The organism is Pseudomonas sp. LY-1, assembly GCF_053502595.1.
Genome location: NZ_CP094353.1, coordinates 2958754 through 2983524, shown reverse-complemented (window position 1 = coordinate 2983524; position 24771 = coordinate 2958754). Strand labels below are relative to the sequence as shown.

Genomic DNA, 24771 nt, shown 5'->3' with positions numbered 1-24771 from the left:
CGACCGAATCGACTTGAGGTTTTTTGATGAGAAACGACACCCGCCTCTCGCGCATGCTGCACGTGCTGATCCATATGGACCGCCATGAAGCGCGCGCCACCTCGGAGACCATCGCGCAGATGCTCGGCACCAACCCGGTGGTGGTGCGGCGCACACTGGGGCTGCTCAAGGAAAAAGGCTATGTCCGCTCGGAAAAAGGCCATCAGGGCGGCTGGACCCTGGGCAAACCATTGAGTGAAATCACCTTGCTGGATATCCACAATGCCTTGGGCACGCCGTCGATATTCGCCATCGGCTTGTCCACCGACCACCCGCAATGCCTGGTGGAACAGGCAGTGAACGCGGCACTGAGCGACGCGTTCGACCAGGCCCAGGCACTGTTACTGGCGCGGCTGGGGGATGTGACGCTGGCGCAGTTGGCCGAGGATTTCGACGAGCGTTGCCGCCTTGCCCCGGCACCCTGATCGCACTACAGCCGGCGTTTGCGCAACCACTGCAGGAACCCCTTCTTCACCGGCACCACCGGTGCTTCCTGGGCCAGGGTCTGCGCCGCATGTATGCGGAAATCCAGCAGCGCTTTCATCGCTTCGCCGATGTCATGCCGCGCATCCAGGCACGGCTTGAGGTATTCCTTCTCGATGCGATAGAGGGTGCAGAAGGTCTTGGCGCGAAAGTCCGCCAGCGTGGCCTCGTCGGACAAGATCCCAGCCTCGCCGATCACCTCCCCCGGCCCCATGCGCCCGGCTTCGAACATGTGCCCAGCCTTCTCCAGCATCACCGAGACCACGCCGGATTCGACGATAAACAAATGATCGCTGACCTCCCCCGCCGGCAGGATCACCGCGCCGGCACGGTAGCTGTGCAGGGTCATGTTCTGGCTGAAGGTGTCTTTCTCTTCCTGGCGCAGGGTGGAGAAAATCGACGAGCGCTCCAGCAACGCCCGCGCCCCCGACAGCGCCGGCGGCGCGCTGCTTTCGGTGGCAGACAGCAAACCGACGCCCGCCGCCTGCAAGTGCCGGAAAGCCAGGTCGTACAGCTGGTTGCGCACTTCGCGCTTGAGCGGCATCGACGGCACAAAGCCGCTGATTTCATACTCCACGCCGTCGCTGGCCGAGGTTTTGAACGCCACGCTCGGCGCCGGTTTGGCCAGCAGCAGCCGGCACCCTTGCATCGCCCGCTCCAGCGCCTCGATCACCGTCTGCGGGCGGGCGTGGGGGCTGACTTGCAGGCTGACCGACAGCCCGAACATATCCGCCGGGCGCGAAAAGTTGACGATCTTGGCCTTGGCCGCCAACGAATTGGGGATCACCGCCATGCTGCCCTGGGAGGTCTGCAACCGCGTAGCGCGCCAATCGATATCGGTGACGCGCCCCTCGGTGCCGTCGATGGAAATCCAGTCATCGAGCTGGTACGGCTTGGTGGTGTTGAGCACGATCCCGGAAAACACATCGCTGAGGGTGCTTTGCAGCGCCAGGCCGACGATGATCGCCACCGCACCGGAGGTGGCGAGCACGCCCTTGACCGGCAGGTCGAGCACGTAGGCCATGGCGGCGATGATCGCAATCAAGAAAATCACCGCGCCCAGCAGGTCCTGCAACAGCCGACCGGTGTGGCCCACGCGCTGCATCATCACCGCGCCGAGCAACACCGTCAGGGTCCGCGCCGCGAACAGCCACCAACCGATCTGCAACGCGGTGGCGGCCAGGTGCAGCGCGGTGTTGTCGGCATACGGCGCGACGAGCATCGGGTTCATGCCGTCGTTGAACAACACGGCGCTGAACACCGCAAAAATCACCAACCGCGCCGCCAGCTTCCAATTGGCCAGCTCAGCGGAAATCAAGCGCCACACACCGATGTCGATAAAGATCAGCGCCAGGGCGCACAACATGGGGTGATCAGCGATAAATGAGGGCATCCAGGCGACTCCAGGGTGAATGCCGAGAAGATCGCATGAAATGGGGATGTGGGGGTATAGCGCGGAGCAAAATGCGGGTGGGAAATTGCACCGTATCTGACCACCTGATTGCATCAGCACTGACCAGGCGTTTGCATCGCGCCGGATTATCTAGACACCTTGTAAACTCATACTGATGTTTCTTCAGACCGCTATGCCACGTCGCTTACACAAAGGAGTTCCCTATGCGTAAGGATTACCTCGCCTTTTTTATCGCGCTCTTTCTATCGAGGCTGGCGGATCAGATCCTGTTGTTTATTGTGCCGCTGGTGGTGTTCCAGACCACCAACAGCGCTTCATGGGCAGGGCTAGCGTTTTTCGTCGAATCGCTGCCGCGATTTCTCGCGTTCCCGCTGTGCGGCGCGCTGTGCGACAAGTACCCGCCTATTAAGATCCTGCATATCAGTCAGGTCTACCGGGCATGGCTCTGTGTGCTGGGGGTGGTGCTCTACGGAATCTTTGGTGGCATCGGTTGGATAGTGGTGCTGTCGGCACTGTGCGGAGTGCTGACCACGCAAGGCATCATGGCTCGCGAAGTGCTGATGCCGCATATCTTCCAGCACTACAGCTACACCAAGACGTTGTCCTACTCCCAGATCGCCGACCAGGCGGGACTGGTCCTCGGGCCTCTGGTGGCGGCACTGATGCTTGAGGTTTTGGCTTGGCACTGGGTGGTGCTTTGGATCGCCGGATTGTTCCTGCTGGCAGACCTGAGCATGCTGGCGTGGCAACGTCTTGGCCGTATGACGCTAGAGGTGTTCGAGCAGCATCAAGACATCTGGCTGCAGCCCTTGAGGATCGCTTTTGGGCATATCCGTAGCCTGGCGGAATTGAAAAAAATCATCATTCTGGCGGTAGGCGTCAACCTGATCGTTGGTGTCACCTTGGCAACTTCGGCGGCCATGGTGATCGGCCAGTACAGCGCCGGCAAGGATAGCTATGCAGGGCTTCAGGCGGCGGGTGCGGTGACAACAATCGTGATCCTGTTCCTTCTCGCTCGGGTGGTGCTGCCTCTGCGAGTCCTCGGGGGTGTCGGATATTCGATGATCGCAACGGGGGCATTCATCAGCGCCCTGAGTCCGAGTCTGCTCGGCTATGTGCTGGGTTTCCTGTTGATCGCAGGTTTCGACAAAATGTTCAACGTCTACATACGCACTATCCGGCAGCGGGTGATACCGCCTCAGGACTTCGGCAAGACGGTAGGTGTGATCACGCTGCTGAACAACATGTCCCAGCCTCTGGCAGGTTTACTGGTGGCTTTGTTAGCTGCGCCCTTGGGCACCCAGACCGTAATCCTGATTTTGGCCGTGTTAACGACTATTCTTGGGACATTTGCCCTGTGGTGGTTCGCAAAGGCTCACGGCCCATCCCCGAGCTTGATTCTCGAAGCTGACCAAGAAGCCGGAAAATAGAAAGTTGCGTCGGCAGGCTTGTAAGCATATTCCAAGGAAGCATACGGATCATGTCCGCAAAGAAGAGTCTGCCGGTTCGAACTCATGATCGCCGCCGAACGTTTACAGCATAACGACCACTCTCGGCCTCACGGGTCAAGTCCATGCAATTGCGCATGTGGGGGCTTGCCCGCTCCCACATTAGGCTTGGTGTCAACCTTTCAGCGCTGCATCTGCCCGAAATGACCGGAGTTAAAATCAGCAAACGCCTGATGGATCTCCTGTTCGGTATTCATCACGAACGGACCATGGCCGACGATAGGCTCGTCGATTGGTTCGCCACTGAGCAGCAGCACCCTCGCGTCGTCGCTGGATTCCAGCGACAGTTGCGTGCCGTCGCGCTCAAACAGTGCCAATTGCCCCTGGCGCGCGATTTCTGCGCCATTGACCAGCACCGTACCGCGCAAGATCACCAGCGCGGTGTTGCGTCCGGCGTGCAGGTCCAGGGTCAACGCCTTGCCGGCGTTGAGGCGCAGGTCCCACACGTCGATCGGCGTGAAGGTGCGCGCCGGGCCTTTGGTGCCTGCGAACTCACCGGCAATCAGGCGCAGCTGGCCAGCCTCATTGGCCAACGGCAGCAGCGGAATATCGCTGTCGACAATCGTCTGGTAACCGGCGTCGGCCATTTTGTCCTTGGCCGGCAGGTTGACCCACAGTTGCACCATCTCCAGCACCCCACCGCTACGGGCGAAGGCTTCGGAGTGGAACTCTTCGTGGAGGATGCCCTTGGCGGCGGTCATCCATTGCACGTCGCCGGGGCCGATCGTGCCGCCAGCCCCGGTGGAGTCGCGGTGCTCGACTTCGCCGTCGTAGACGATGGTCACGGTTTCAAAGCCGCGATGCGGGTGCTGGCCGACACCGCGACGCTGTGTGGTCGGGGTGAAATCGGCCGGGCCCGCGTGGTCCAACAACAGGAAGGGGCTGATGTGCTTGCCCAGGGTGTCGTAGGAAAACAGCGTGCGTACCGGAAAACCGTCGCCGACCCAGTGGGCGCGGGGGCTGGTGTAGATGCCGATGAGTTTTTTCATGGTGTACCTCCAAAGTGCCTACACCATAAGTCCCACGGGTCTTGGGGACTAGCCGGCAAACGCGGCGTTGTTCGTTCTATGCATAGGACAATCAACACGTCCTCAGTTTGTTTTTGCTGGCTGGGGACGCCGTCCCGCTAGACCGACCTCAACCAAGGCCCCTGCACCGCGCTGACCCGATTGCGCCCGCTGCTCTTGGCGTCATATAACGCCTGGTCGGCATCGTTGAGCCAACTGGTCGAATCGCTATGCCCGACCCGATAAGGCGCCAGGCCGATGCTCAAGCTGACACGCAGGGTCGGGTCCTGGGCATAGGCCAGCGCATTGAAGCGATCGCGCAGGGTATCCATCACTTGCGTGGCGCGGTTGAGCGGCACGTCCGGCAGGATCACGCAGAACTCGTCACCGCCGTAGCGTCCGGCCAGGTCGGTGGCGCGCAGGTTCTGGCGCAGCACTTTACTGAGTTGGCGCAGGACGAGATCGCCGGTGACATGGCCGTAGGTGTCGTTGATCACTTTGAAATGATCAATGTCGATCAGGGCAATCACCGCGCCCTGCTGCCCGCCGTGGCAGCGCTGGAACTCGATGTCCAGATGGTCCTTCCACGCGCCATGGTTGAGCAGGCCGGACAAGCTGTCGGTGCGACTCAGGGCCAGCAGCTCACGCTTGTGCCCGGCCAGGGACACGGCCTGGCGATAGCAAATCCAGCCCAGGGCCAGCGGATACAGCACCAGGATCGGTAAACAGGCATACAACTGCGCCTGGCTGGTTATGCCGATGAAGGCCGGGGTGAAGATCAGCAGCGACACGCCGACACCCAACGCCTGCGCCACCCAGCCCGCCAGCATGAAACGGGGACCACCGATGGCCACATTGTTCATGGTCATCATCGACAACGTGGTGACGCTGGGCAGTGGGTTGAAGTGCATGGCACCGACCCAGAAGCCACCGCAAAACGAATCGAACAGCAGGTTGTGGCGCTCGCAACGCAATGTGTTGGCGGTGCGGCGTGCCCATTGATAAGCCAGGTGCGGCCAGACAAAGCCGTTGATCAGCATCAACGCCCACACCCAAAGCGGTGGGTTCAACGCAGACATGCCGAAGGCCACGCAGGCAAAGCCAAGTGTCAGCCCCAACGTGCGGGTTTTGTACAAGCGGGTAGCGAGCGGAACTCCATTTCCTCCGGCGGCTGGCATGGTGAGGTGCGATCCTGGGTAGGTGCCTGGAGTCTATCAGGGCAACAGCATATCGCCACTACCCCTTGTAAGCTCAGCGCCGTCAGTGGGAAAAGCCCCGCGCCAGCATCCCGGCGACGCCCAGCAACAACAATGCCGTGATCCGTTGCAACCAGACCCGCCGCCGGGGGTTTTCCAGCACCGGCTTGATGCGCTGGCCAAAATAGCCATACAGGCAGCCGCTGGCGAACTGCAGCAATAGAAAGGTCAGCCCGAGGATAGCGATGTCCGACATCGAGTTGTGCTCCCCGGTCCCGGCGAATTGTGGGAACACGGCGCTGAACATAATGATCGCCTTGGGGTTGGAAAACCCGGTCAGCAAGCCCTTGCCGAACAGACTGCGTGCGCCTTCCACGGCAACGACCCCGTCGATGGACACGCCGCTGCCGGTCCACTGTTTGTAGGCCAGGTAGAGAATGTAGGCGACGCCGACCATCTGGATACCCTGGGTAATGGCGAGGTTGCCTTTGATCAACTCCGAGAAACCCACGGCAAAGATCAGGATAGAGACCAGGTACGACACACTGGCGCCGAGCTGCGCCGGGATCGAGCCGCGCAAGCCGTCCTTCAAGCCCAGGCTCAGCAGCAGCAAGGTCATGGGGCCGGGGCTGAACGTCACGGTGGCGCAAAACAGCAGAAAGTAGAGAAACGAAGAGAGCGTCAACGCGCTTGTCATAGCCTTGGACCTTGGGAAGACAGCCGGAAAGTGGCCGGATAGCCGGCAGTCTAGGGCCGCGGCATTGCGCAGGGCAGGTAAAGTAAGGCCTAATCCGGCCCTACTTCACCGGTAAAATCACCAGCAAAGACAAGGAAGCCGCATGTTTGTATCCGCCATCGCCTTTCGGGCTGGCGCACCCAAGGTGCAACAGATCGTCGAGGCGTTCAGCCAGGCCATCGAGAACGGCGAATGGGCGCCCGGCAGCAAGTTGCCGTCGGTGCGTGAGCTGACCCAAACTCTGGGCGTGAGCAAGTTCACCCTCAATGAAGCGCTGGACCGCCTGCGCGGGCGCAACCTGTTGACCTCGAGCCAGGGCCTTGGCCACTTTGTGACAACAGACATCATCCGCGCTGCCTCGACGAGCTGGGTCGACCTGTTGCCCCAGGACTTGCTCAGCGTGTTACGCCGGCCGCTGGTCACCGTCAATGGAGATCTGCGCCCCGGTGGCGGGCATTTGCCGGAGGAGTGGCTGAACAGCGAGGCGCTTCGCCAAGCCATGCGTAGCGTGGTGCGCGCGCCGTCGCTGCGCCTTGCCGGGATGGGCACGCCGGCCGGGTTCCTGCCGTTGCGCCAGGCACTGCAACACAGACTGCATGCCGAAGGGTTGTCGGTGCCGGTGGAGCAAATCATCACCACGCCCAACACCCTGCAAGGCCTGGACATGCTCATGCGCCTGCTCGCCCGCCCCGGCGACACGGTGCTGCTCGACGCGCCCTGCTACTTCAACTTCCACGCCAATCTGGCTCTGCACGGGGTCAAGGTGATGACGATCGAGCGGCGCCCGGATGGCTTCGATTTCGACGCCCTCGAACAGTTGCTGGCCGAACATCGCCCCAGCCTGTACCTCACCACCAGTGTGTTGCATAACCCCACCGGGCACTCTTTCAGCCCCAGCCAGGCGTTTCGTCTGCTGCAACTGACCCGCCAGTACCACTGCCATATCGTCGAGGATGACCTCTACGGCGACCTGCACCCCAACCCGCCGCCGCGCCTGGCCACCATCGCCGGCCTGGACCAGGTCACCTACCTGTCGGGCTTCTCGAAAATCCTCAGCGCCAACACCCGCGTCAGCTACGTGGTGGCCGCGCCGCAACTGGCGGCCAACCTGACCCATATGAAGTTGATGAGCGGCGGCGTGACCTCGGAGCTGTTCGAGCAGATCGTCTACCGCATGCTCAGCGAAGGCAGTTACGCCCGGCACCGCAAGCGCATAGTGCAGCGCTTGCTGGAAGCCGGTGCGCGTGTCGAACAATGGCTCAAGCGCTGCGGCTGCCAATTGCCGATGGCGTATGAAGGCGGCATGTTCATCTGGGCCCGCCTGCCGCCGGGGGTGAACGGCGAACAGTTGGCCCAGGAGGCGTTGAAGCAGAACATGGTGCTGGCACCGGGGGCATTGTTCGGTTACGACCCGGCGCGGCCTGATTCGATGCGCTTCAATGTGGCCCACAGTGACGGGCCCGGGGTGCAACAAGCCTTCGAAACGCTGTTGCTCAAGGCTGTGCGCGAGCCGCGATCACTATCGACATGAAGGCTCATCGGCGATGCGCCAACGACCTGACGCAGCGATCGCCCAGGCTTTGCACGCCCTGCACGAGCACCACCAACACCACCACCGTCACCACCATGATCTGGTTGTTGAAACGCTGGTAGCCGTAGCGAATCGCCAAGTCGCCCAACCCACCGCCGCCGATCACCCCGGCCATGGAAGAAAACCCGATCAGCATCACCAGGGTCAACGTGACCCCGGCCACCAGCGCCGGCAAGGCTTCGGGCAGCAGCACCTTGAAAATCACATGGCGGATATCGCCGCCCATGGCCACGATTGCCTCGATGCGGCCCTTGTCCACGTCATCCAGGGCGGTCTCGACGATGCGTGCGAAAAACGGAAAAGCACCGATGGTGATCGGCACCACTGCCGCCGTGCTGCCCAGGGTGGTGCCGACAATCAGGCGGGTCAGCGGAATCAGCGCGATCAGCATCACCACAAACGGCAGCGAACGCCCGAGGTTGATCACCGCACCCAACGCACGGTTGAGCCTTGGCAGCGGGAACAGCCCACCCGCGCGGCTGATAAACAGCAGCACGCCCAATGGCAGGCCGATCAACAAGGTGAACAGCCCTGCCAGCAGCACCATGTACAGGGTTTCGCCGGTGGCGTTGAGCAGCAGTTGGAGAACTTCATTCCAGTCGGTTTTCATCCCGCCCTCACCACCTGCAGGTTGGGCGCCAGCGCGCGGCCCAGGCGCGAGGACGGGTCGGCCTGCAGTTGCAGCAGCGTGCCGCTTTCCACCACGCGCCCCGCCGCCAGGGAAACCGCGCTGTCGCAGATCGCCTTGACCACGTCCAGCTCATGGGTGATCAACACGATGGTCACCCCCAGTTGCCGGTTGATATCGCACAACAGCGCCAGGATCGAAGCGGTGGTTTCCGGGTCCAGGGCGCTGGTGGCTTCATCCGACAATAAATACGCCGGGCGCGCGGCCAGTGCGCGAGCGATGCCGACACGCTGCTTCTGCCCACCGGAGAGTTGCGACGGAAACGCCGCCGCCTTGTCGCTCAAGCCAACCAACGCCAGCAACTGCGCCACCCGCGCGACGCGCTCGTTCTTGGGCACCCCGGCAATCTCCAACGGCACCGCGACGTTATCCGCCACGTTGCGCGAGTGCAGCAGGTTGAACCCCTGGAAGATCATGCCGATGCGCTGGCGTTGCTGGCGCAGCGCCTTGCCGGTTAACCGGGTCAGGTCCTGGCCATCCATGAGGATGCGCCCGGACGTCGGCCGCTCCAACAGATTAAGGCAGCGCAGCAACGTGCTTTTACCGGCGCCGCTGCGGCCGACGATGCCGAAGATCGAACCATCGGCGATCTGCAACGACACGTTGTCCAGCGCCGCCGGCTGGCCGTCGGCGTAGGTTTTGCTGACACCCTCGACGACGATCATTCGAGCGCCACCGGGATCACCGAACCGGCATATGTCTCGCTGATAAACTTGGCCACCGCCGGCGAGCGCAGGTCTTTGGCCAGTTGCTGGATGCGCGGGTCCTGCGCCAGTTTGGGCGTGGTCACCAGGATATTTGCGTAAGGGTTGCCCTGAGCCTTCTCCAGCCCCAGCGCATCCTTGGCCGGTTGCAGCCCGGCTTCCAGGGCGAAGTTGCCATTGATCACTGCCAGGTCGACATCCTCCAGCGCCCGGGGGATCTGCGGCGATTCGATTTCCAGGATCTTCAGGTGCTTGGGGTTCTCGGCAATGTCCCTGGGCGTGGCCTGGTCCTTGGACGCATCGTTGAAGCCCGGCTTGAGGGTGATCAGGCCATTGGCTTGCAACAGGTACAGGGCGCGGCTGAGGTTGGTGACGTTATTCGGCACGGCGACGATGCCTTTGTCCGGCACCTGGTCGAAGCGGGTGTGGCGGTGCGAATAGATCCCCAACGGTTCGATATGCACGGTGGCCGCCACCGCGAACGTCTGGCCGAGCGCCTGTTCCTGGGCCTTGAGGTACGGCAGGTGCTGGAAGTAATTGGCGTCGACATCGCCATGGGCCAGCAACTCATTGGAGTTCACGCCGCTGGGGATCTCGATGATGTTCAGCTTCAGGTCCGGGTCGAGCTTCTGCACGTATTCGAGGATTTGCGCATGGGGAATCGGGTCGGCGGCGACGCGCAAGGCATCGGCGGCCGCCACATTGAAAGCGCTCAGCAAGGTCGCCAGGGTAAGTGTGAATGTCTTCAACAGAGTGATCTCCTGATCAGGCGGACAGTGCATGGGGCAGTGTGGCATCGGCGTAGAAACGCTGGGCCACATCCGGGTGGGAACGCAGGCGGCCCTTGAAGTAGTTCCAGCCGACGTCGCGCAGCAACGGGTTGCGCGGGTCGCTGGTGGGGCCGTGGGCATCGCGCAGCAGTTCGGGCGCCAGCGGGTACACCGGCACCACCGCATCCAGCTGCGCGCCGAGGAAAAACGCCAGGGACACGCGCTCGCTGCCCACCGGCGGCGACACCACGCGGTGGACCGTGGCGCGCAGATAGCCGTTACTGGCCAGCTCGAGCAATTCGCCGATATTCACCACCAGCGTGTCGGGCCGCGGCGCGGCGTCGATCCAGCGCCCCTCCTCCACTTCCACCTGCAAACCGGCCTGCTGATCTTGCAGCAGGAAACTCAGGAAGCCGGAGTCCTTGTGCGCGCCAACGCCCTGGCGACTCTGCCCGGCGTGGCGACCGGGGTAGCGGATCAGCTTGATATGTTCGTTGGGCTTGTCGCCGTACAGCGCGTCGAACGCATTTTCGGGCAGGGACAAGGCCTGGGCGAACGCGCGCAGCAGGCGCAACGACATCCGGGTCATCGCGTGCTGCCAGGCCAACACCCGAGGTTTGAGCTCGGGCAACGCCGCCGGCCATTGATTGGGGCCTTGCAGGCGCGCCCAGGCCGCGGGGTGTTGCTCAACGGCCAAGGGTTCGCGCTCGGCACCGACGTCGAACTGCTCACGCAGGTCCGGCTGGCCCCGGGTGATTTCCGAGGCCGCGCGGTTATAGCCGCGAAAGTGCGGGGAGTTGATCATCCCGACGGCCAGCTTGTCTGCCTCGGGCAAGGCGAAAAAAGCCCGCGCCTGCTGCTGCACCTCGGCCAGCAACGCCGGGGCGATACCGTGACCGGTGAGGTAGAAGAAGCCGACATGCCGCGCGGCAAAACGCAGCTCATCGAGAAACGCGCTGCGCTGCGCCGGGCTGCCATCGAGCAACGACAGGTCCAGCAGCGGCAAGGCGGTGATTGATTGCAGCATCGGCGGCTCACTCCATGAACGTCTTGGGGGAGCGATCAAGCTAAACGATCTTAAAAATCGGCAATAAATACCTTTTTAGAATTAGCTTAAGCCGTCGTCGGATCCGGGAGGACCGCGCAAGTAAAGCGCAGAATCGACAGCACCGGGCTGGCGTCGATGGCAAATTCCTCGCGGTTTAAGGCAATTAGTCGCCCCGTCACCTGGCCTCATGTATAGAAAAAATTAAATCGCCACAGGCCTAAAAACCAATTGACCTAAGATACTTATTGCACACTAACAATCTGCACTAGCATATGTGTACACCCATGCAAACGCCGCACCCGCAACACCTCCCTCTCACCCCGCCGCCGCCTTTAGAATAAAGCTACGAATGTTAAAATTTGTCACGTTTTGGCGGAATCAATTCGATTAGTATCTAACGCTAGCAGCGATTGAACTGTCGGCCTTGCATGCCAGAAAAGGGAGTAGGTGATGCATTTTTCCAACGTCCTCGCTATTGCACGGACTGCGTCTAAAACTGAGGATTTCAGAGCACTTATAGTTCGTACTGTACCGAATGATTTAAAAGTCGATACACGCAGCTACGGTCAACTAGTCGGTCATCATGAAGATCACGTCGACTATCGCGCCATCGTCATAGAAATCGACACACCTTCTGCCAGCAATCAAACCCTGGACATCATAAAAAAAACCAGGCACAAAAACCCGACCTGCCTGATAGTTGTCTTCATCACGTTTGCCTCTACTCAAAGTAAAACCAAATATTATTTGGCCGGCGCGGACTACTGCCTAAAAGCCACCGAAACTTCCCCTGAAGAAAAGTTGAGTTTAGTCGAGGCATTTCTCAATGAAACGTATCGCTTGGACTGCTGCAAACTTATTCTCGATCAAGACCGGATGTGCATTTACGGCAACGACCAGAAACTTGAAATTTCCTTCATCGAAATGAAAGTTCTCGAGGCGCTGATCTATAACCGACTGCTCAGTCACGATGAAATCGCCAATGTTATGGGGCTCAACACCAAATTCTACGACTCTCGAGCCCTGGAGAAATCCATTAGCCGCCTGCGCAGCAAAATCAAGGCGCGCTATGGCGAAAATATCATTCAGAACATCCGTGGCTACGGTTACAAGTTGAGCCGTGGGATTATTTCCGCCCAGTATTTGCACCCAGCCCAAGAGAGACAGCATCGTGAATAACGAGAAAATATCGCCTGTCGCAATAGCCCAACCCAAGCTCTTCAGGCAAGCGATAGTTGAACGCAGCTGCGCACTTTGGGGCAATGAGATTCGCGTAACCAGCGCACATAATCTGCTCAATCTCCCAGAGCATTCGCAGCCTTTGTATAGCGCTCAACTTAAATGCGCCTACCGTGACGCCCTGTCGCGCATCGACCCACGCATGACTGCTGATTTCAGTCACTTACCACTTGCTTCTGCACAGCCGGCGACTCATAAATTTCTGCGCATCGAGCAATCAGCGCTTATGTCCGACGACACGCTCAAGGAACTTATCCAGGTCGCGCATGTATTGGAAAGCTATAAGCAGCAACTCGTTATCACTATAGAAAACCCCTTGGATGCACTTCCCGGCCCCACGGAGCGCCGCGCGATGGTGCGCCAACTGTATAACCTCAAAGACCGCAGCAGTATCAAGCTTGCCTACAATAACTACACACTGGATACAAAGCAGGCCGACCTGTTGATCGAACTGAAACTCTATGACTATATAAAAATGCCATTTCCGGATGCGCCCCTGAGACTGAGTCTGAATATACGCTCGGATTTTTTCGACCGGCTCTACGACCGCATGTTAGAGCTGATAAGCGCCAGCCGAGTCTCATTCATTGCAGACAAAGTTGAATTCTCTGACAGTGCAACACTCGCCAAACGCTTGCCTTTCAATTACTTTCAGGGCGGTTACTACTCGCCGGCCGAAAATTTATAACACTCAACCCACAGGACCATGGTAACCACTATGAGCTCACTCAAAAAACACCTGTCCACCGCTACGCCCATCTTTATTCCGCTGCCCGACTTTGCGTCGAATGTGGAGTTACTCTATGGCGATATCGCTTGCCCGCCGCGAACCAAGACAGCAGAAACCCAGGCAACCAGCACGCCATTGTTTGGCAACCAGTATTTCAATTCGCACTACACTAACAATTCAACGATCGAAAAACCCGACAGCGCCAATAACGCATCAACGCCGGTCATTTACAAAACATTGCAACCCTACAATAAACTGGAACTAAATGTTCAACTCCACAGCACCGACAGGCCTCAAAAAGCGCTGGCGACCCTCACCGAAAAACCTCCGCTACAGGCACCCGACTACTGGACCTTTACACAACATGACCGAATGTTGGTCAAGGGTGGTTTACGCATTTCCTTGACCACGATCGAGTCAGCACTTATCAAAAAAATGTTACACCATGAAGAACGCGTGGTGAGTAAAGAAGAACTTATTCGCAATATTGGTCGCGAACCCGAGTTGTATCGCGGCCTGGAAATGTGCCTCAGCCGACTTCAGGAAAAATTCAAGCGCGTCAACGATGGCGAGCGTTTGTTCCGTTCAGTGAGAAATCGGGGCTATTGCTTGACCCAGAGGATAAAAAACCCCCTGGAACTCGCCCAGCAGTTTCGCTGAAAAAATATAATAATTCCAGAGTCGTTAATCTTGGCGTTGATCACGCTCCACTATCTGCCTTTTTATAACAATCCGTCTCACCCAGCAGCCACTTAACTATCGCTATGTGCCTGTTATAACTCGTCAGCTACTGCCCCCTGCCGTTGATTAATATCAATCTGTGCGCGCCTACGCGTGCCTGTCTATTTGGCTGTTTCAATGCCACGCCTCGCTTAAGCCTGCCACCATGAGTGGTCACCACTGGGAGCAGTAGTATGCTGAATAACCGGAGAATGCATCGTAACCTAACACCCAAAGGTCTGACCTTTTGGGGACAGTGGACGCTGGCGTCAAGTTTGGTCGTCACACTGTTATTTGCATTGGTTATTTCAAAGACTGGCCAGCTGGAATATCCCTACCGGGTATTGGCTGCCTTTAGCATATTGGCCTCGATCCCGGCCTATATGTTATGTGACGTCTACAGCAAGAAAGATGATTACGCAGTGGGACTGGGCCGACTCTTCATGGGCTGGTTACTTACCCTGCTGATACTGGTTGCGGTGGGTATCGCCTGCAATGCTAACGGGTTGTTCCCCGTCGAAATCCTGCTACTGTGGGCGGCGATTAGTTATGCCGTGCTGGCGCTCTGTTACATCCCTATCCACAGTCTTTCCCGCTATTACCACGGGCAACTTCACGAGCGACATAAATCGCTGATCGTGGGTACCGGTAAACTTGCCGCCGACCTGGCGAAAACACTTTCCCGGCAAAAACGCTCACCGCTGGTCGGCCTCGTCGGCGCCACGGCGACCGCAGCCCCGGGCGTGCAATCACAGATACTCGGCGAGCTGCCGGACCTCCCGCAGTTGATCCGGCAGCACGGTATCCGCAGGCTGTACATCACCCATTCGCTGCAGGAAGCCACCCATATCGAGGCGCTGTACATCAACCTGCTGGAGATCAGCGTCGATGTCATCTGGGTCCCCGACCTCAACAACATGCTGCTGCTCAATCACTGCGTGGCCGAGGTCGATGGCCTGCCGGCGATTTTCCTCAATGAAAGCCCGCTGACCAGCCGTCCGACCGCCGCACTGAGCAAGTCGCTGCTGGACAAAAGCGTGGCCTTGCTTGCGCTCATCCTGCTGAGCCCGCTGCTGTTGCTGTTCGCCGTGCTGATCAAACTGACCTCCCCCGGTCCGGTGATCTTCAAGCAGGACCGTCACGGCTGGAACGGTCAGGTGATCAAGGTCTGGAAATTCCGCTCGATGCGCGTGCATGACGACCACGAAGTACGCCAGGCCAGCCGCCATGATTCACGCATCACCCCCGTGGGGCGTTTCATGCGCCGCACGTCCATCGATGAACTGCCGCAGTTGTTCAACGTGCTGCAAGGGCACATGGCCCTGGTCGGTCCAAGGCCCCATGCGGTCGCGCACAATGACTACTACTCAGGGAAGATTCACGCGTACATGGCGCGCCACCGTATCAAGCCCGGTATCACGGGGCTGGCACAGATCAATGGGTGCCGGGGCGAGACCGAGACCCTGGAGAAGATGCAAAAGCGCGTCGACATCGACCTGCGCTACATCAACACCTGGTCACTGTGGCTGGACATCAAGATCCTGCTGAAAACGCCGTTCACACTGCTGTCCAAAGACATTTACTGAGGCAAACAAAGGGGGACTTCACGTCCCCCTTTCCTTGTCTATTCAGTGATCTTCTCGAAGTTCCGATAGAACAGGTCACTGTCGCGGCCATCGGTCATCGTATGCAGCGAATACGCGCGATTGAGGCGCGCGCCGCCATCGCGGGTCAGCGGCGCCCACACCAGATTGGCGCGGCGCATCGTCGACAGGCTCATCAGCTCATCAAAGGGAATTGACAGGTAAAGGCCTTTGTCGAAGCTGCCTTCGCCAAAGGCTTCTTTTGACGCGGTGGTGCGGGTGACCCAGGCGCCAATCCGCACGCCATTGTTGAACTCGCGCGACAAGTCCAGGGTGGCGCCCCAGTCCCGGGCCAGGTAGCGACCGACACTCAGCGCACCCTGTGTGTTGAACGGCAAGTCGGTGTAGCCGGTAATATGCCCCGTGACCGTGCGGTAGTCGCGCAGGCTGAAGTCCTGTTCGAACCCGCGCTGGCGCACGTAGTTCAGGTCGGCGCCCAAGGCCCAGCGCTGGCCCATCGGCCGGTACAGCACCTCACTGCCGACACCGGCGTACATCGATTCCAGCAACCCGCCGTAGACCATGCCATACAGGTCCTGATCCAGTCGCACCGCGTGGTTGAGCTGGAACGTCGGCACGGTCACGTCAGAGCTGGTCATGTACTTGCGCAGATCGGTACGCACGCGCGGCAAGCCGCTGGGCGCGTCGTAGGTGAAGCCATCGTAGTTGTTCAGCAGGTTGACGCTGAGCAGGCCGCTCCACCAGGTGTTGCGGGTGAAGCGATATTCGGCGTCGAGGTCGGCGGAAATCTGATACAGCAGGCCATCCGGCCCGCCGACGTTCTGCTTGTAACCCAGCCCGACGCCGTAGCTCAGGGGCTTGGGCGCTTGGGTGTAAAGCAGCGTTTGCGCCTGGGCGCTGGGCGGGTTGACTTCGGTCTGGCGATGCAGGGTCTGCAGGGGCTCGCGTTGGTTGACCACCTCGCGGAACGTCTCGCGGGGCACGCTGGTTTCTTCGATCGGCATGGCGTACCGCTCGCTCACCAGGGTGAACCAGCTGATCTGGTCATTGACGCTGTCGTCCAGGATACGGCTGGCGCGCCCCACGGCCTTGGCGCTGTAGAAATAGCGCTGCTGCTCGCCATACACCAATAACTCAGGGCCGCGCTGGGCAATCCGCTGCACGTTATAGCCGGCATTGTCCTGCAAACGCTTGGACACCGCGGCCCAATCCACTTGATCCATCGCGACGCTCGGCGCCTGGGCGGGCAGCTTGGGGGCCGGCGGGTCGTAGGTTTTGACCGGCGCCTTGCGGCTGACGAAATTGGTGTGCAGGGTGATACCGAACATCGCCGTGTTGCCGCGTTCCCAGGCAGCACTCAGGTCGACGGAGTCGGCCACCTTGTAAACCAGCCCGAGGTTGACCGGCGAGTCCTGGCGCAGATGGTTGTTTCGAGGCTCGTTCTGGTAGTCGTTGCCCTCGTATTCCAGCTTGAGGCTCAACGGCGCCCAGGGTGTCTGGTAGGCGACGCCGCCAAACAGCGCGGGCCGGCCGCGGAAGTAACCGTTGGAGAAATTGCCGGAACCTTCGGCGGTGGGCCGCTCGTTGAAGCGATCACTCAGCGCGCCCAGCGGGTTGCCGAAATCGCCCCGGCTGCCCAGGTAACCCCAGGCGATGCCCGCACTGAAATCGAATTCGCCATAACGCTTGTTGGCCACCAGGTACTCGCTGGAAAACAGCCCGGTGCCGCCCAGGTCGAGCATCCCCAGCGCGACCTGGGGCAACCAGTGGCTTTCCTCGTAGAGACGCACTTTGGCGTCGACGGCCTTGTCCTTGTAGCTCTGGCTGCCACTGAACGATTCGGGGCCATAGGGGCGGTTGGTGATGGCGGTGTAGCGAAAGGTGCCTTCGAGCCAGTCCAGCGGTTGCGCGGAAAAACTGTAGCGACTGTAAGGTTCGGTGCGGTTGGCATTGACGCTGAGTTCGCCGGCCGGGGCCATGCGTGCGGTCGGGGTTTGCAACAGCCCGACCCCGCCAAAATCACTCTGGGTGTAACGCGGATCGCCGTGCGCGACGCCACAGGGCACCAGCAGCACGGCTGCAATACATAATTTCAAGGCGTGACCTCAGCCAGGGGTTGGGTGGCAAGAAACTCGGCCAGTTGTTGGTTCAGCTCAGGGGTGGGCGGTTCCAGGTCGTCGCTGCGCAGCGGCACCAGCAGCGTGCTGCCCGGTGCCGGCGCGGCCGCCGTCTCGCGGTTCCAGGGGGCAATGCCCAGGCGCGTGACCAGGCCGTCGGGCTGGATCAGCCACAGGTAGTCGACGTCGGCCCCCGCCACCGCCGGGCATTCGTCGAGATAATCGCGTGCCGCCCGCATCGGTTGGAACACCAGGGTGCAAGGCTGCGCGACCGCGCCCAGGACGCGCACACCTGCCGGCCTGGGCGGGTAGATCAGTCGATCGCCGTCGCTGACCCGCAGGTTGGGCGCAAAGCCGACCTCCACCGCCACCGGGTCCAGCATCGCGCGTTGCCGGCCGGTCACCGGCAAGGCCTGCACCTGTCGATAAACGCGCGCCGCCAAGTCGGCCCGGCTGTCGTACCCGGCGGCCAAGGCAGCCTGGCGCAACGTATCCAGGTCAAACAGCACACCGGCTTTGAGCCGGGCCTGGGGCTCGATCAATGGCTGGTGCAGCCAGGCCGCCGCCAGCCAATAGCCCTGGGCATCCGGTTGTGACGCGATGATCGCGTCGAGCAAGCGCGCCTCGGGCGGCAGGGCGATCGGCCCGGGGTGCAGGACTTGGCCGCTCACCGTCAGGGCGGCGTGGCATGCACTGGCACAACTCCACAACAGCGCCAGCGCCCATCGTTTGCGGGCGGTCATCGGGCCTCCTTGCGGGCGGGTTGCAGTTGGGTGATTTTCAACGTGAGGCGCGGGCTGAGGTGCTGTTCGCTTTGCACAATGAAGCCGTCAGTGGGGTCGACCCAATAACGGTTGCGCGCACGAAACCCCAGCGCCTCGGCTTCGATGTCCTCATCGACGCGCAACAAGGTGTAAGGCTTGTCGAGGATCTCGAGCGTCTCCATGCCCTCGCGGGTCAGGCGGCTGGTGACGGTGATGCCGACGCGATAGCCATCCACCAGGTCGATCTGCCGGCGGCTGCGGTAGCCGTCCGGCACGCGGTGCAGCCCCTGCTGGAACGGCGACTGCCCTTGCCAGCGCGTGCCATCCAGATCAGTGCCGAGGCCAACGGTACGCACCACCAGGCCATCGCGCATCAATAGCACCTGTTTGCCGGAGGCGACCCAGAACTGCAGGTCGTCGCGCTGACGAATCAACGCCATCACGCCTTCGCTGGACACCGTGGTCACTTTGATCTGGGGAAACGGCACGGCGTCCACCTGGGCCTGGCTCAGCACCAATGGCGCAGGCCCGACGACGGCCGCCTTGAAGGTATCGAGCGAGGCCTGCATCAGTGGATTGCAGCCGCACAACAGCCACGCAAGGCACACGTAAATACCGGTTTTCACACTGTTCACGCAGGTTCCACCCTTATCGGCTGTTGGCTTCGCTCAGGTTGTTTTGGGTGGAAGCACCGGTACCGATGATCGAGGCGGAAGGTATCAACTGACTGATGACCCGGTTCCAGCGGGTGATATTGGCGGGGCCGACGAACACCACGTCCTGGGGCTGCACATCGAAGCGCGTGGCCAGGGCCATAGCTGCCGGGGAGCCGGCTTGCAGATGGAAGACCTTGGCCGGTTGCGTGTCCAGGTTCTGTGCGCCGCGGATCACGTAGATCGCATCGGCGTTCGAGGTGTTCTGGTTGATGCCGCCCACCGAGCCCAACACATCCGTGAGGTTCATGCTGCGTGTCTTGAAACTCAATGCGCGGGGCTGCATGACCTCGCCCATCACATAGATGCGCTTGCGGTCGTTGTAGGGCAGGTACAACTGGTCACCGTCCTTGAGGTAGATATCGTTCAAGCGCGACGGGTTGAGATTGAACGTGTCCAGGTCGAGTGTGTAGCGCTTGCCGCCGCGGGTCAGCGTGAGGTTCGAGAGGTCGGCATTGATCGGATCGACGCCGGAAGCACCGATGGCCTCCATGACGCTCATCGGGGTGGTGGTGATCGGTACAGGCCCAGCCTTGAGCACTGCCCCGGTGATCACCACTCGCTGGCTGGCAAAACGCAGCACACTGATATCCACCTGGGGGCTGTCGATGTACTGACGGAGCTTATCGGTGATTTCACTGCGCAGCGCCGCGAGGGTGCGGCCCTTGGCAACCACTTCGCCCACGTAGGGGTAGAACAGGTTGCCGTCGGGGTTGACCAGGCGCCCGTTGGCATCGATTTGCTGCTGCGGACCGGAAGGCGCAGTCAATTCCGGATGGTCCCAGACCGTGATGTACAACGCATCATTTGGGCCGATCAAATAGGGCCCGGGTTTATAATCGAGCAGTTCTTTGGGAAGCGCATAAGAGACTTGAGTCGCCGCGTCCATGGCCAGCAACTTTGGAGTAATCGGGATCAACTCCACGCGACTGCTTTCAGCACCGCCCTCCTTGGTCATTGCCTCGGTGTCCATATATTGACCGGGCGCAAACATGCAGCCTTGTAACAATGCGGAGGCCACGACCGCCACAGAAAAAATACGCATCATAGTGCTAAGACACTCGCGATAAACGACAAGAAAAAAAGACTACTTGGGAGGGGTTTCCAAGCAGTCTTATAAAGCGGAAGGCGTTCTGTTAGTTGCCGGTACCGGTGGTACCCGTGGTGCCAGTGGTGCCTGTGGTGGTGCCTCCATTGGCGCTGCCACCGCTGCTGGACGCAGCGGCGACGCCCGCGACCAGGGCCGCGCCGACCAGCAGGGTTTCCCCCACCGTCACAGAGCCGACCACCGCGGTACTCAGGCCAAGCGGCAACTCGGCAGCCATGGCAGAAGTACTCAAGAGACTGAGCACAATAATAGCCAGTTGTTTTCTCATATCAGACTCCTTATCGATAGTGAGCATTTAGCAAACGAGCGTGTGCCGCTGAAATACACCTTGATAGTGCCACTCAAGTAAACAACGCACCAGCCCGGACATTACCCGGAAAGTTGAACGTATTCGTTCGAAAATAACATTTCTCGAAGCCAGCCCCCGTGTATCAACACGTTGAGGCCGCGAAACTAACAAGGCTGGCGGTTTAACATCGGAGCAAATGTTATTAATTGTCGGAAAACCTCAGGCCCGGCCGTACTTGTCTTCGAAACGCACAATATCGTCCTCGCCCAGATAAGAACCCGACTGCACTTCGATCAATTCCAGCGCAATCACGCCAGGGTTCTCCAAGGCATGCACCTGGCCAATGGGGATGTAGGTCGATTGGTTCTCCGAGACCAGGTACGTCTGTTCGCCATTGGTGACCTTGGCCGTACCGCTGACCACGATCCAGTGCTCCGCACGGTGATGATGCATCTGCACCGACAGCTTGGCGCCGGGCTTCACGGTGATGCGTTTGACCTGGTAGCGGTGGCCGCTGTCGATGGCGTCATACATGCCCCAGGGCCGGTAGACCTCACGATGGTTGAGGTGCTCATGACGCCCGTCGCGCTTGAGTTGGTCGACAATGCCCTTGACCTGCTGCACCTGGTCCTTGTGCGCCACCAACACCGCGTCCTTGGTTTCGACGATGATCAGGTCCTGCACGCCCACCGTGGCGACCAGGCGGCTGTCGGCGTTCACGTAGGTATCGCGGGTATCCAGTTGCAGCACATCGCCCTGCAGCACGTTGCCGCCGTCGGTTTTCTCGCTGGCTTCCCATAACGCCGACCAGGAACCGATATCACTCCAACCGGCCTGCAACGGCACCATGATCGCGTCGCTGGTTTTTTCCATCACCGCATAATCGATGGAGTCGTCCGGGCAGGCGGCGAATAGCGCCTCATCGACCCGGGTGAACAACTGATCCTGGCTACCCGCGGCCAACGCCGCGCGGCAGGCCGTGAGAATCGCCGGCTGCAAGCGTGCCAAGGCGTCCAGGTAACGGCTGGCACGGAACATGAACATGCCGCTGTTCCAGTAATGATCGCCCCGCGCCACGTAGTCGGCAGCGGTGGCGGCATCCGGCTTCTCGACGAAACGCTTCACCGCATACCCGCCCTCGCCCACCGCCTCGCCCTGCTCGATATAGCCGTACCCGGTGTGCGCGCTGGTCGGCGTGATGCCGAACGTCACCAGCTTGCCGGCCTCGGCCAGCGGCAGCGCCACCGCGAGGCTGGCATGAAACGCGGGAACATCTTCAATCAGATGATCCGCCGCCAGCACCAGCAGAATCGGGTCGCGGGACTCGTCGAGCGCCTTGCAGGCCGCCAGCGCAATCGCTGGCGCGGTATTGCGCCCCATGGGTTCGAGCAGGATGCTCGCCTGCTCCATGCCCAATTGACGCAATTGTTCGGCCACCAGAAAACGGTGCTGCTCATTGCAGATCACTTGCGGCAAGGCGACATCCGCGCCCTCCAGCCGGCCGATGGTCTGCTGCAACATCGACAGGCTTTTATGGGTCAGGCGCAAGAACTGTTTGGGGTTCAGTTGCCGCGAGAGCGGCCACAGGCGCGAACCCGAACCGCCCGCCAAGATCACCGGTAATAACATGAACGCGTCCTTCGATAGAGGGTCAGAAATAGGCACGGGTGTTCTCGTGTACACGTGGGCTGTAGCGCAGCTCATCCAGCGGCCACCAGCGGTAGTGCCGATGCTGCTCGGTGGGCGGTTCCAGGACCTGATTCTCGGCAAGGGTCAGGCAATAACCCAGCACCACGTAGTGGGTGTCCGGGCCGTTCCCGGCGTTGGCGAAGACGCTGTCGTCGTAGAAGTGCTCGAACACGCCCAGCAGCTGCGCATCGGCGCGTTCGAAGGTGTGGCCGAGTTCTTCGTGGGTCAGGCGGCGGAAGGCGTCGTCCAGGGTTTCGTTTTTCTGGATGCGCCCGCCGGGGACGAACCAGAAGCCATAGGCCGGCCGGTTGATCCGCAAGCCCAGCAACGTATCGCCGTTGGGTTTCCTCACGATCAAGTCGATGGCCACCAACGGCGTCGACATCACGACCGTATTGAAGGTCGGTAAATCAAGCCACATAAGCGTCAGACCTGTGCCATAAAGCGTTGGAGGACACGCTCTTTATCAAGAAAATCCGCGGCGTAGTTCAACGCCACTACGTTGCGCACAGGCAATGCCAGCACCCGCTCGATCCCTGCATTCAGGGCGCTGACCGATTCGGGTTCGACCCGCACGGCAATGCCCGGATGCTCGTCGCACAGCCGGCCAAGGGTGGTGTCGGGGTCGGCGGTGATGATTGCATTGCCGCCGACGGCCAGAATATTGGTCAACTTGGAGGGCAATACCGAATCCGCCGCGCCGCGTTTCTGGATCACCAGGTGGACGTCCGCCGAGGCCAGCAGCGCAGGCAAGTCTTCATAGGCCTGCAACGGGGCGAAGACCACGTTGTGCAGGCCCTCGCTGTGCGCGCGCTGCAGCAGGCGGGCCTGGCCGGCGCCCTGGCCGACGATCAGAAACACCAGCTCCGGGCGATGGACGTGAGCCTGGGCGGCATCGAGGATCAGTTCGAGCCCCTGCTTCTCGCCGATGTTGCCCGAGTACAACAGCACCCGCTTTCCCGCCGGCACGCCGAGCCGTTCCAGCAGCCCGCTGTTGCGCGGTACATCGAGGAAACGCTTGGTCTCCGACCAGTTGGGAAAGAACAGCAGGCGCTGCGCCTCGACGCCTTTGCCGGCCGCCTTCTCCAGCATGCCGCTGGATATCGTCGAGACCCGGTCAAAGCGCCGCAGCAAGCCGCGCTCCACGCCCCACGCGAGTCGCCGCAGTAACGGGCTGCCGCCCAGGCCCAGGCCGAACATCGCATCGACTTCATAATCCTGGATATGCAGCACGGACTTGGCGCCACACAGCCTGGCCAACAACAAGGCCTGGGGCGCGCAGAACAAGGTCGGCACCACCAGGATGACCAGGTCCGGCTTCCAGCGCAGTTGCGCCAATACCGCCAGGCACGAGCTGGCGGAAAAGCTGATCAGGTGCAGCAAGCGCTTCAGCGCCGTGGGCTTGCGCGGCACGTACAACGGGCAGCGCACCACCGTCACGCCGTCGACCTGTTCGGTGCGAAAACGCCACGCCGAGTAGCCCTCGCCGACCTGCCATTGCGGGTAATACGGCGGCGCCGTGACTACCCGCACCGCGTGGCCCTTGCTGGCGAGCCAGCGCGCCTGTTCACCGCTGTACTTGCCGATGCCGGTCAGCTCGGGGCTGTAGTTGATGCCATACAAAAGGATCTTCATTAATGGCCCCGAGGCTGTTCGAGGGCCGCGAGATACGCGTTGTAGGCATCGCGCAGCCCCTCCTCCAACGGCACGTAGGCTTCCCAGCCGAGGGCGTTGATACGGCTGACATCGAGCAACTTGCGCGGCGCACCGTCGGGTTTGCTGGTATCGAACCGCAAACGGCCCTTGAAGCCCGTGACCCGGGCCAGCGCCTCGGCCAGTTCGCGGATGGTGCAATCCACACCAGTGCCGACGTTGACGTGGGAACGCATGGGCTCGGTGTGTTCGCCATAGCCCTTCTGGCTGAGTTCCATCACATGCACGCTGGCGGCCGCCATGTCATCCACATGCAGGAACTCGCGCCGTGGCGCGCCGCTGCCCCAGATCAGCACTTCTTCGTCACCGCGCTGTACCGCCTCGTGGAAACGGCGCAGCAAGCCGGCGATCACATGGCTGTTGTCCGGGTGGTAGTTGTCGCCCGGGCCGTACAGGTTGGTCGGCATCACACTGCGGTAATCGCGCCCGTGCTGGCGGTTGTAGCTTTCGCACAACTTGATGCCGGCGATCTTGGCCACGGCGTAGGGCTCGTTGGTCGGTTCCAGCGAGCCGGCAAGCAGCGCTTGCTCGGTCATCGGCTGGGCGGCGAGCACCGGGTAGATGCACGACGATCCGAGGAACAACAACTTGAACACCCCATGAGTGTGGGCGGCGTGGATCACATTGGCCTGGATCATCAGGTTCTGGTAGATGAAATCGGCGGGGTACGTGGCGTTGGCGTGAATCCCACCGACCTTGGCGGCCGCCAGGTACACCTGGTCGACCCGTTGTTCGGCGAAATACGCGTCCACGGCCGCGGGGTCCAACAGGTCCAGTCGATCGCGGCCGGCGGTGAGGATCTGGGTATAACCCAAGGCCCAGAGGCGGCGCACGATGGCCGAGCCGACCATACCGCGATGGCCGGCGACAAAGATCCGTGCGTTCAGATCACGTGCCATGC

General features: G+C 60.7%; 24 protein-coding genes. 7 read left to right on the top strand and 17 right to left on the bottom strand.

What is annotated here, in order from left to right; all coding sequences use genetic code 11:
- The first annotated feature begins 26 nt into the window (after positions 1 to 26).
- Positions 27 to 464 carry an Rrf2 family transcriptional regulator gene (locus MOQ67_RS13800; protein WP_046383812.1) on the top strand — a complete coding sequence of 146 codons (438 nt, stop codon included), beginning with the start codon at positions 27 to 29 and terminating at the stop codon, positions 462 to 464.
- A 5-nt stretch (positions 465 to 469) separates the two neighbouring features.
- On the opposite strand, the gene MOQ67_RS13795 is transcribed toward MOQ67_RS13800, so the two are convergent.
- Positions 470 to 1915, bottom strand: coding sequence for a mechanosensitive ion channel domain-containing protein (locus MOQ67_RS13795; protein WP_046488444.1), 1446 nt, complete (start codon positions 1913 to 1915; stop codon positions 470 to 472).
- A 224-nt stretch (positions 1916 to 2139) separates the two neighbouring features.
- Between MOQ67_RS13795 and MOQ67_RS13790 the strand changes: the two genes are divergently transcribed.
- Positions 2140 to 3366, top strand: coding sequence for an MFS transporter (locus tag MOQ67_RS13790; RefSeq protein ID WP_198718134.1), 1227 nt, complete (start codon positions 2140 to 2142; stop codon positions 3364 to 3366).
- Between the two features lie 200 nt (positions 3367 to 3566).
- Here MOQ67_RS13790 and MOQ67_RS13785 read toward each other — a convergent pair whose 3' ends face one another.
- From MOQ67_RS13785 to MOQ67_RS13775, 3 genes are all read right to left on the bottom strand, one after another.
- Complete coding sequence (locus MOQ67_RS13785; protein ID WP_198718132.1) at positions 3567 to 4433, bottom strand: pirin family protein; 867 nt, start codon at positions 4431 to 4433, stop codon at positions 3567 to 3569.
- Between the two features lie 137 nt (positions 4434 to 4570).
- Entirely contained in the window at positions 4571 to 5629 is a 1059-nt protein-coding gene (locus tag MOQ67_RS13780; RefSeq protein ID WP_198718131.1) for a diguanylate cyclase, read from the bottom strand.
- Positions 5630 to 5711: 82 nt separating this feature from the next.
- The gene (locus tag MOQ67_RS13775; RefSeq protein WP_126586022.1) at positions 5712 to 6344 is read right to left on the bottom strand and encodes a LysE family translocator; all 633 of its coding nucleotides are present in this window, start codon (positions 6342 to 6344) and stop codon (positions 5712 to 5714) included.
- A 142-nt stretch (positions 6345 to 6486) separates the two neighbouring features.
- On the opposite strand from MOQ67_RS13775, the gene MOQ67_RS13770 reads away from it, so the two are divergent.
- Positions 6487 to 7914, top strand: coding sequence for an aminotransferase-like domain-containing protein (locus tag MOQ67_RS13770; RefSeq protein ID WP_198718129.1), 1428 nt, complete (start codon positions 6487 to 6489; stop codon positions 7912 to 7914).
- Between the two features lie 4 nt (positions 7915 to 7918).
- Here the strand turns inward: MOQ67_RS13770 and MOQ67_RS13765 are convergent, their stop codons facing one another.
- Genes MOQ67_RS13765 through MOQ67_RS13750 form a run of 4 tightly spaced genes read right to left on the bottom strand, consistent with a single transcriptional unit; the run spans position 7919 to position 11163 of the window.
- On the bottom strand, positions 7919 to 8584 hold the full coding sequence (locus tag MOQ67_RS13765; protein ID WP_046488453.1) for a methionine ABC transporter permease: 666 nt from the start codon (positions 8582 to 8584) through the stop codon (positions 7919 to 7921).
- Positions 8581 to 9327 (bottom strand): methionine ABC transporter ATP-binding protein, encoded by a 747-nt coding sequence (locus MOQ67_RS13760; protein ID WP_198718127.1) that lies wholly within the window; start codon positions 9325 to 9327, stop codon positions 8581 to 8583. Before MOQ67_RS13760 ends, MOQ67_RS13765 begins: the two co-directional genes overlap by 4 nt.
- Entirely contained in the window at positions 9324 to 10118 is a 795-nt protein-coding gene (locus tag MOQ67_RS13755; RefSeq protein WP_198718150.1) for a MetQ/NlpA family ABC transporter substrate-binding protein, read from the bottom strand. Before MOQ67_RS13755 ends, MOQ67_RS13760 begins: the two co-directional genes overlap by 4 nt.
- Positions 10119 to 10131: 13 nt before the next feature.
- Positions 10132 to 11163, bottom strand: coding sequence for an isopenicillin N synthase family dioxygenase (locus tag MOQ67_RS13750; RefSeq protein WP_198718125.1), 1032 nt, complete (start codon positions 11161 to 11163; stop codon positions 10132 to 10134).
- A gap of 471 nt (positions 11164 to 11634) precedes the next feature.
- Here MOQ67_RS13750 and MOQ67_RS13745 point away from each other — a divergent pair, with 471 nt between their 5' ends.
- The 4 genes from MOQ67_RS13745 (at position 11635) to MOQ67_RS13730 (ending at position 15459) form a co-directional block, all read left to right on the top strand.
- Complete coding sequence (locus MOQ67_RS13745; protein WP_046488460.1) at positions 11635 to 12363, top strand: winged helix-turn-helix domain-containing protein; 729 nt, start codon at positions 11635 to 11637, stop codon at positions 12361 to 12363.
- The gene (locus MOQ67_RS13740; RefSeq protein WP_198718123.1) at positions 12356 to 13111 is read left to right on the top strand and encodes a hypothetical protein; all 756 of its coding nucleotides are present in this window, start codon (positions 12356 to 12358) and stop codon (positions 13109 to 13111) included. The genes MOQ67_RS13745 and MOQ67_RS13740 overlap by 8 nt, the downstream gene beginning before the upstream one ends.
- 30 nt (positions 13112 to 13141) lie before the next feature.
- On the top strand, positions 13142 to 13813 hold the full coding sequence (locus MOQ67_RS13735; RefSeq protein WP_198718121.1) for a winged helix-turn-helix domain-containing protein: 672 nt from the start codon (positions 13142 to 13144) through the stop codon (positions 13811 to 13813).
- Positions 13814 to 14067: 254 nt separating this feature from the next.
- Complete coding sequence (locus MOQ67_RS13730) at positions 14068 to 15459, top strand: undecaprenyl-phosphate glucose phosphotransferase (RefSeq protein ID WP_198718119.1); 1392 nt, start codon at positions 14068 to 14070, stop codon at positions 15457 to 15459.
- A 38-nt stretch (positions 15460 to 15497) separates the two neighbouring features.
- Here the strand turns inward: MOQ67_RS13730 and MOQ67_RS13725 are convergent, their stop codons facing one another.
- The 9 genes from MOQ67_RS13725 to fcl all read right to left on the bottom strand — a co-directional run bounded on the left by MOQ67_RS13725 (position 15498) and on the right by fcl (position 24769).
- Entirely contained in the window at positions 15498 to 17573 is a 2076-nt protein-coding gene (locus MOQ67_RS13725) for a YjbH domain-containing protein (RefSeq protein ID WP_126586009.1), read from the bottom strand.
- Entirely contained in the window at positions 17570 to 18337 is a 768-nt protein-coding gene (locus tag MOQ67_RS13720; protein ID WP_046383826.1) for a capsule biosynthesis GfcC family protein, read from the bottom strand. The genes MOQ67_RS13725 and MOQ67_RS13720 overlap by 4 nt, the downstream gene beginning before the upstream one ends.
- On the bottom strand, positions 18334 to 18993 hold the full coding sequence (locus tag MOQ67_RS13715) for a YjbF family lipoprotein (protein WP_198718115.1): 660 nt from the start codon (positions 18991 to 18993) through the stop codon (positions 18334 to 18336). Before MOQ67_RS13715 ends, MOQ67_RS13720 begins: the two co-directional genes overlap by 4 nt.
- A 13-nt stretch (positions 18994 to 19006) precedes the next feature.
- Positions 19007 to 20119, bottom strand: coding sequence for a polysaccharide biosynthesis/export family protein (locus MOQ67_RS13710; RefSeq protein WP_079443579.1), 1113 nt, complete (start codon positions 20117 to 20119; stop codon positions 19007 to 19009).
- A gap of 88 nt (positions 20120 to 20207) precedes the next feature.
- Positions 20208 to 20447 carry a hypothetical protein gene (locus tag MOQ67_RS13705; protein WP_046383829.1) on the bottom strand — a complete coding sequence of 80 codons (240 nt, stop codon included), beginning with the start codon at positions 20445 to 20447 and terminating at the stop codon, positions 20208 to 20210.
- A gap of 240 nt (positions 20448 to 20687) precedes the next feature.
- A complete protein-coding gene (locus MOQ67_RS13700; RefSeq protein ID WP_046383830.1) occupies positions 20688 to 22097 on the bottom strand; it encodes a mannose-1-phosphate guanylyltransferase/mannose-6-phosphate isomerase in 1410 nt (469 codons plus the stop codon).
- A 22-nt stretch (positions 22098 to 22119) separates the two neighbouring features.
- Entirely contained in the window at positions 22120 to 22578 is a 459-nt protein-coding gene (locus MOQ67_RS13695; protein ID WP_046488483.1) for a GDP-mannose mannosyl hydrolase, read from the bottom strand.
- 5 nt (positions 22579 to 22583) lie between these two features.
- Positions 22584 to 23792, bottom strand: coding sequence for a glycosyltransferase WbuB (locus MOQ67_RS13690; protein ID WP_198718114.1), 1209 nt, complete (start codon positions 23790 to 23792; stop codon positions 22584 to 22586).
- Positions 23792 to 24769, bottom strand: coding sequence for a GDP-L-fucose synthase (gene fcl / locus MOQ67_RS13685; protein ID WP_198718113.1), 978 nt, complete (start codon positions 24767 to 24769; stop codon positions 23792 to 23794). The genes MOQ67_RS13690 and fcl overlap by 1 nt, the downstream gene beginning before the upstream one ends.
- Between the last annotated feature and the right edge of the window lie 2 nt (positions 24770 to 24771).

What these genes read in the sequence shown, in the direction of transcription:
- MOQ67_RS13800 (WP_046383812.1), top strand. Translation starts at nt 27, where the DNA reads ATGAGAAACGACACCCGCCTCTCGCGCATGCTGCACGTGCTGATCCAT.
- MOQ67_RS13795 (WP_046488444.1), bottom strand. Translation starts at nt 1,915, where the DNA reads ATGCCCTCATTTATCGCTGATCACCCCATGTTGTGCGCCCTGGCGCTG.
- MOQ67_RS13790 (WP_198718134.1), top strand. Translation starts at nt 2,140, where the DNA reads ATGCGTAAGGATTACCTCGCCTTTTTTATCGCGCTCTTTCTATCGAGG.
- MOQ67_RS13785 (WP_198718132.1), bottom strand. Translation starts at nt 4,433, where the DNA reads ATGAAAAAACTCATCGGCATCTACACCAGCCCCCGCGCCCACTGGGTC.
- MOQ67_RS13780 (WP_198718131.1), bottom strand. Translation starts at nt 5,629, where the DNA reads ATGCCAGCCGCCGGAGGAAATGGAGTTCCGCTCGCTACCCGCTTGTAC.
- MOQ67_RS13775 (WP_126586022.1), bottom strand. Translation starts at nt 6,344, where the DNA reads ATGACAAGCGCGTTGACGCTCTCTTCGTTTCTCTACTTTCTGCTGTTT.
- MOQ67_RS13770 (WP_198718129.1), top strand. Translation starts at nt 6,487, where the DNA reads ATGTTTGTATCCGCCATCGCCTTTCGGGCTGGCGCACCCAAGGTGCAA.
- MOQ67_RS13765 (WP_046488453.1), bottom strand. Translation starts at nt 8,584, where the DNA reads ATGAAAACCGACTGGAATGAAGTTCTCCAACTGCTGCTCAACGCCACC.
- MOQ67_RS13760 (WP_198718127.1), bottom strand. Translation starts at nt 9,327, where the DNA reads ATGATCGTCGTCGAGGGTGTCAGCAAAACCTACGCCGACGGCCAGCCG.
- MOQ67_RS13750 (WP_198718125.1), bottom strand. Translation starts at nt 11,163, where the DNA reads ATGCTGCAATCAATCACCGCCTTGCCGCTGCTGGACCTGTCGTTGCTC.
- MOQ67_RS13745 (WP_046488460.1), top strand. Translation starts at nt 11,635, where the DNA reads ATGCATTTTTCCAACGTCCTCGCTATTGCACGGACTGCGTCTAAAACT.
- MOQ67_RS13735 (WP_198718121.1), top strand. Translation starts at nt 13,142, where the DNA reads ATGAGCTCACTCAAAAAACACCTGTCCACCGCTACGCCCATCTTTATT.
- MOQ67_RS13730 (WP_198718119.1), top strand. Translation starts at nt 14,068, where the DNA reads ATGCTGAATAACCGGAGAATGCATCGTAACCTAACACCCAAAGGTCTG.
- MOQ67_RS13720 (WP_046383826.1), bottom strand. Translation starts at nt 18,337, where the DNA reads ATGACCGCCCGCAAACGATGGGCGCTGGCGCTGTTGTGGAGTTGTGCC.
- MOQ67_RS13710 (WP_079443579.1), bottom strand. Translation starts at nt 20,119, where the DNA reads ATGATGCGTATTTTTTCTGTGGCGGTCGTGGCCTCCGCATTGTTACAA.
- MOQ67_RS13705 (WP_046383829.1), bottom strand. Translation starts at nt 20,447, where the DNA reads ATGAGAAAACAACTGGCTATTATTGTGCTCAGTCTCTTGAGTACTTCT.
- MOQ67_RS13700 (WP_046383830.1), bottom strand. Translation starts at nt 22,097, where the DNA reads ATGTTATTACCGGTGATCTTGGCGGGCGGTTCGGGTTCGCGCCTGTGG.
- MOQ67_RS13695 (WP_046488483.1), bottom strand. Translation starts at nt 22,578, where the DNA reads ATGTGGCTTGATTTACCGACCTTCAATACGGTCGTGATGTCGACGCCG.
- MOQ67_RS13690 (WP_198718114.1), bottom strand. Translation starts at nt 23,792, where the DNA reads ATGAAGATCCTTTTGTATGGCATCAACTACAGCCCCGAGCTGACCGGC.
- fcl (WP_198718113.1), bottom strand. Translation starts at nt 24,769, where the DNA reads ATGGCACGTGATCTGAACGCACGGATCTTTGTCGCCGGCCATCGCGGT.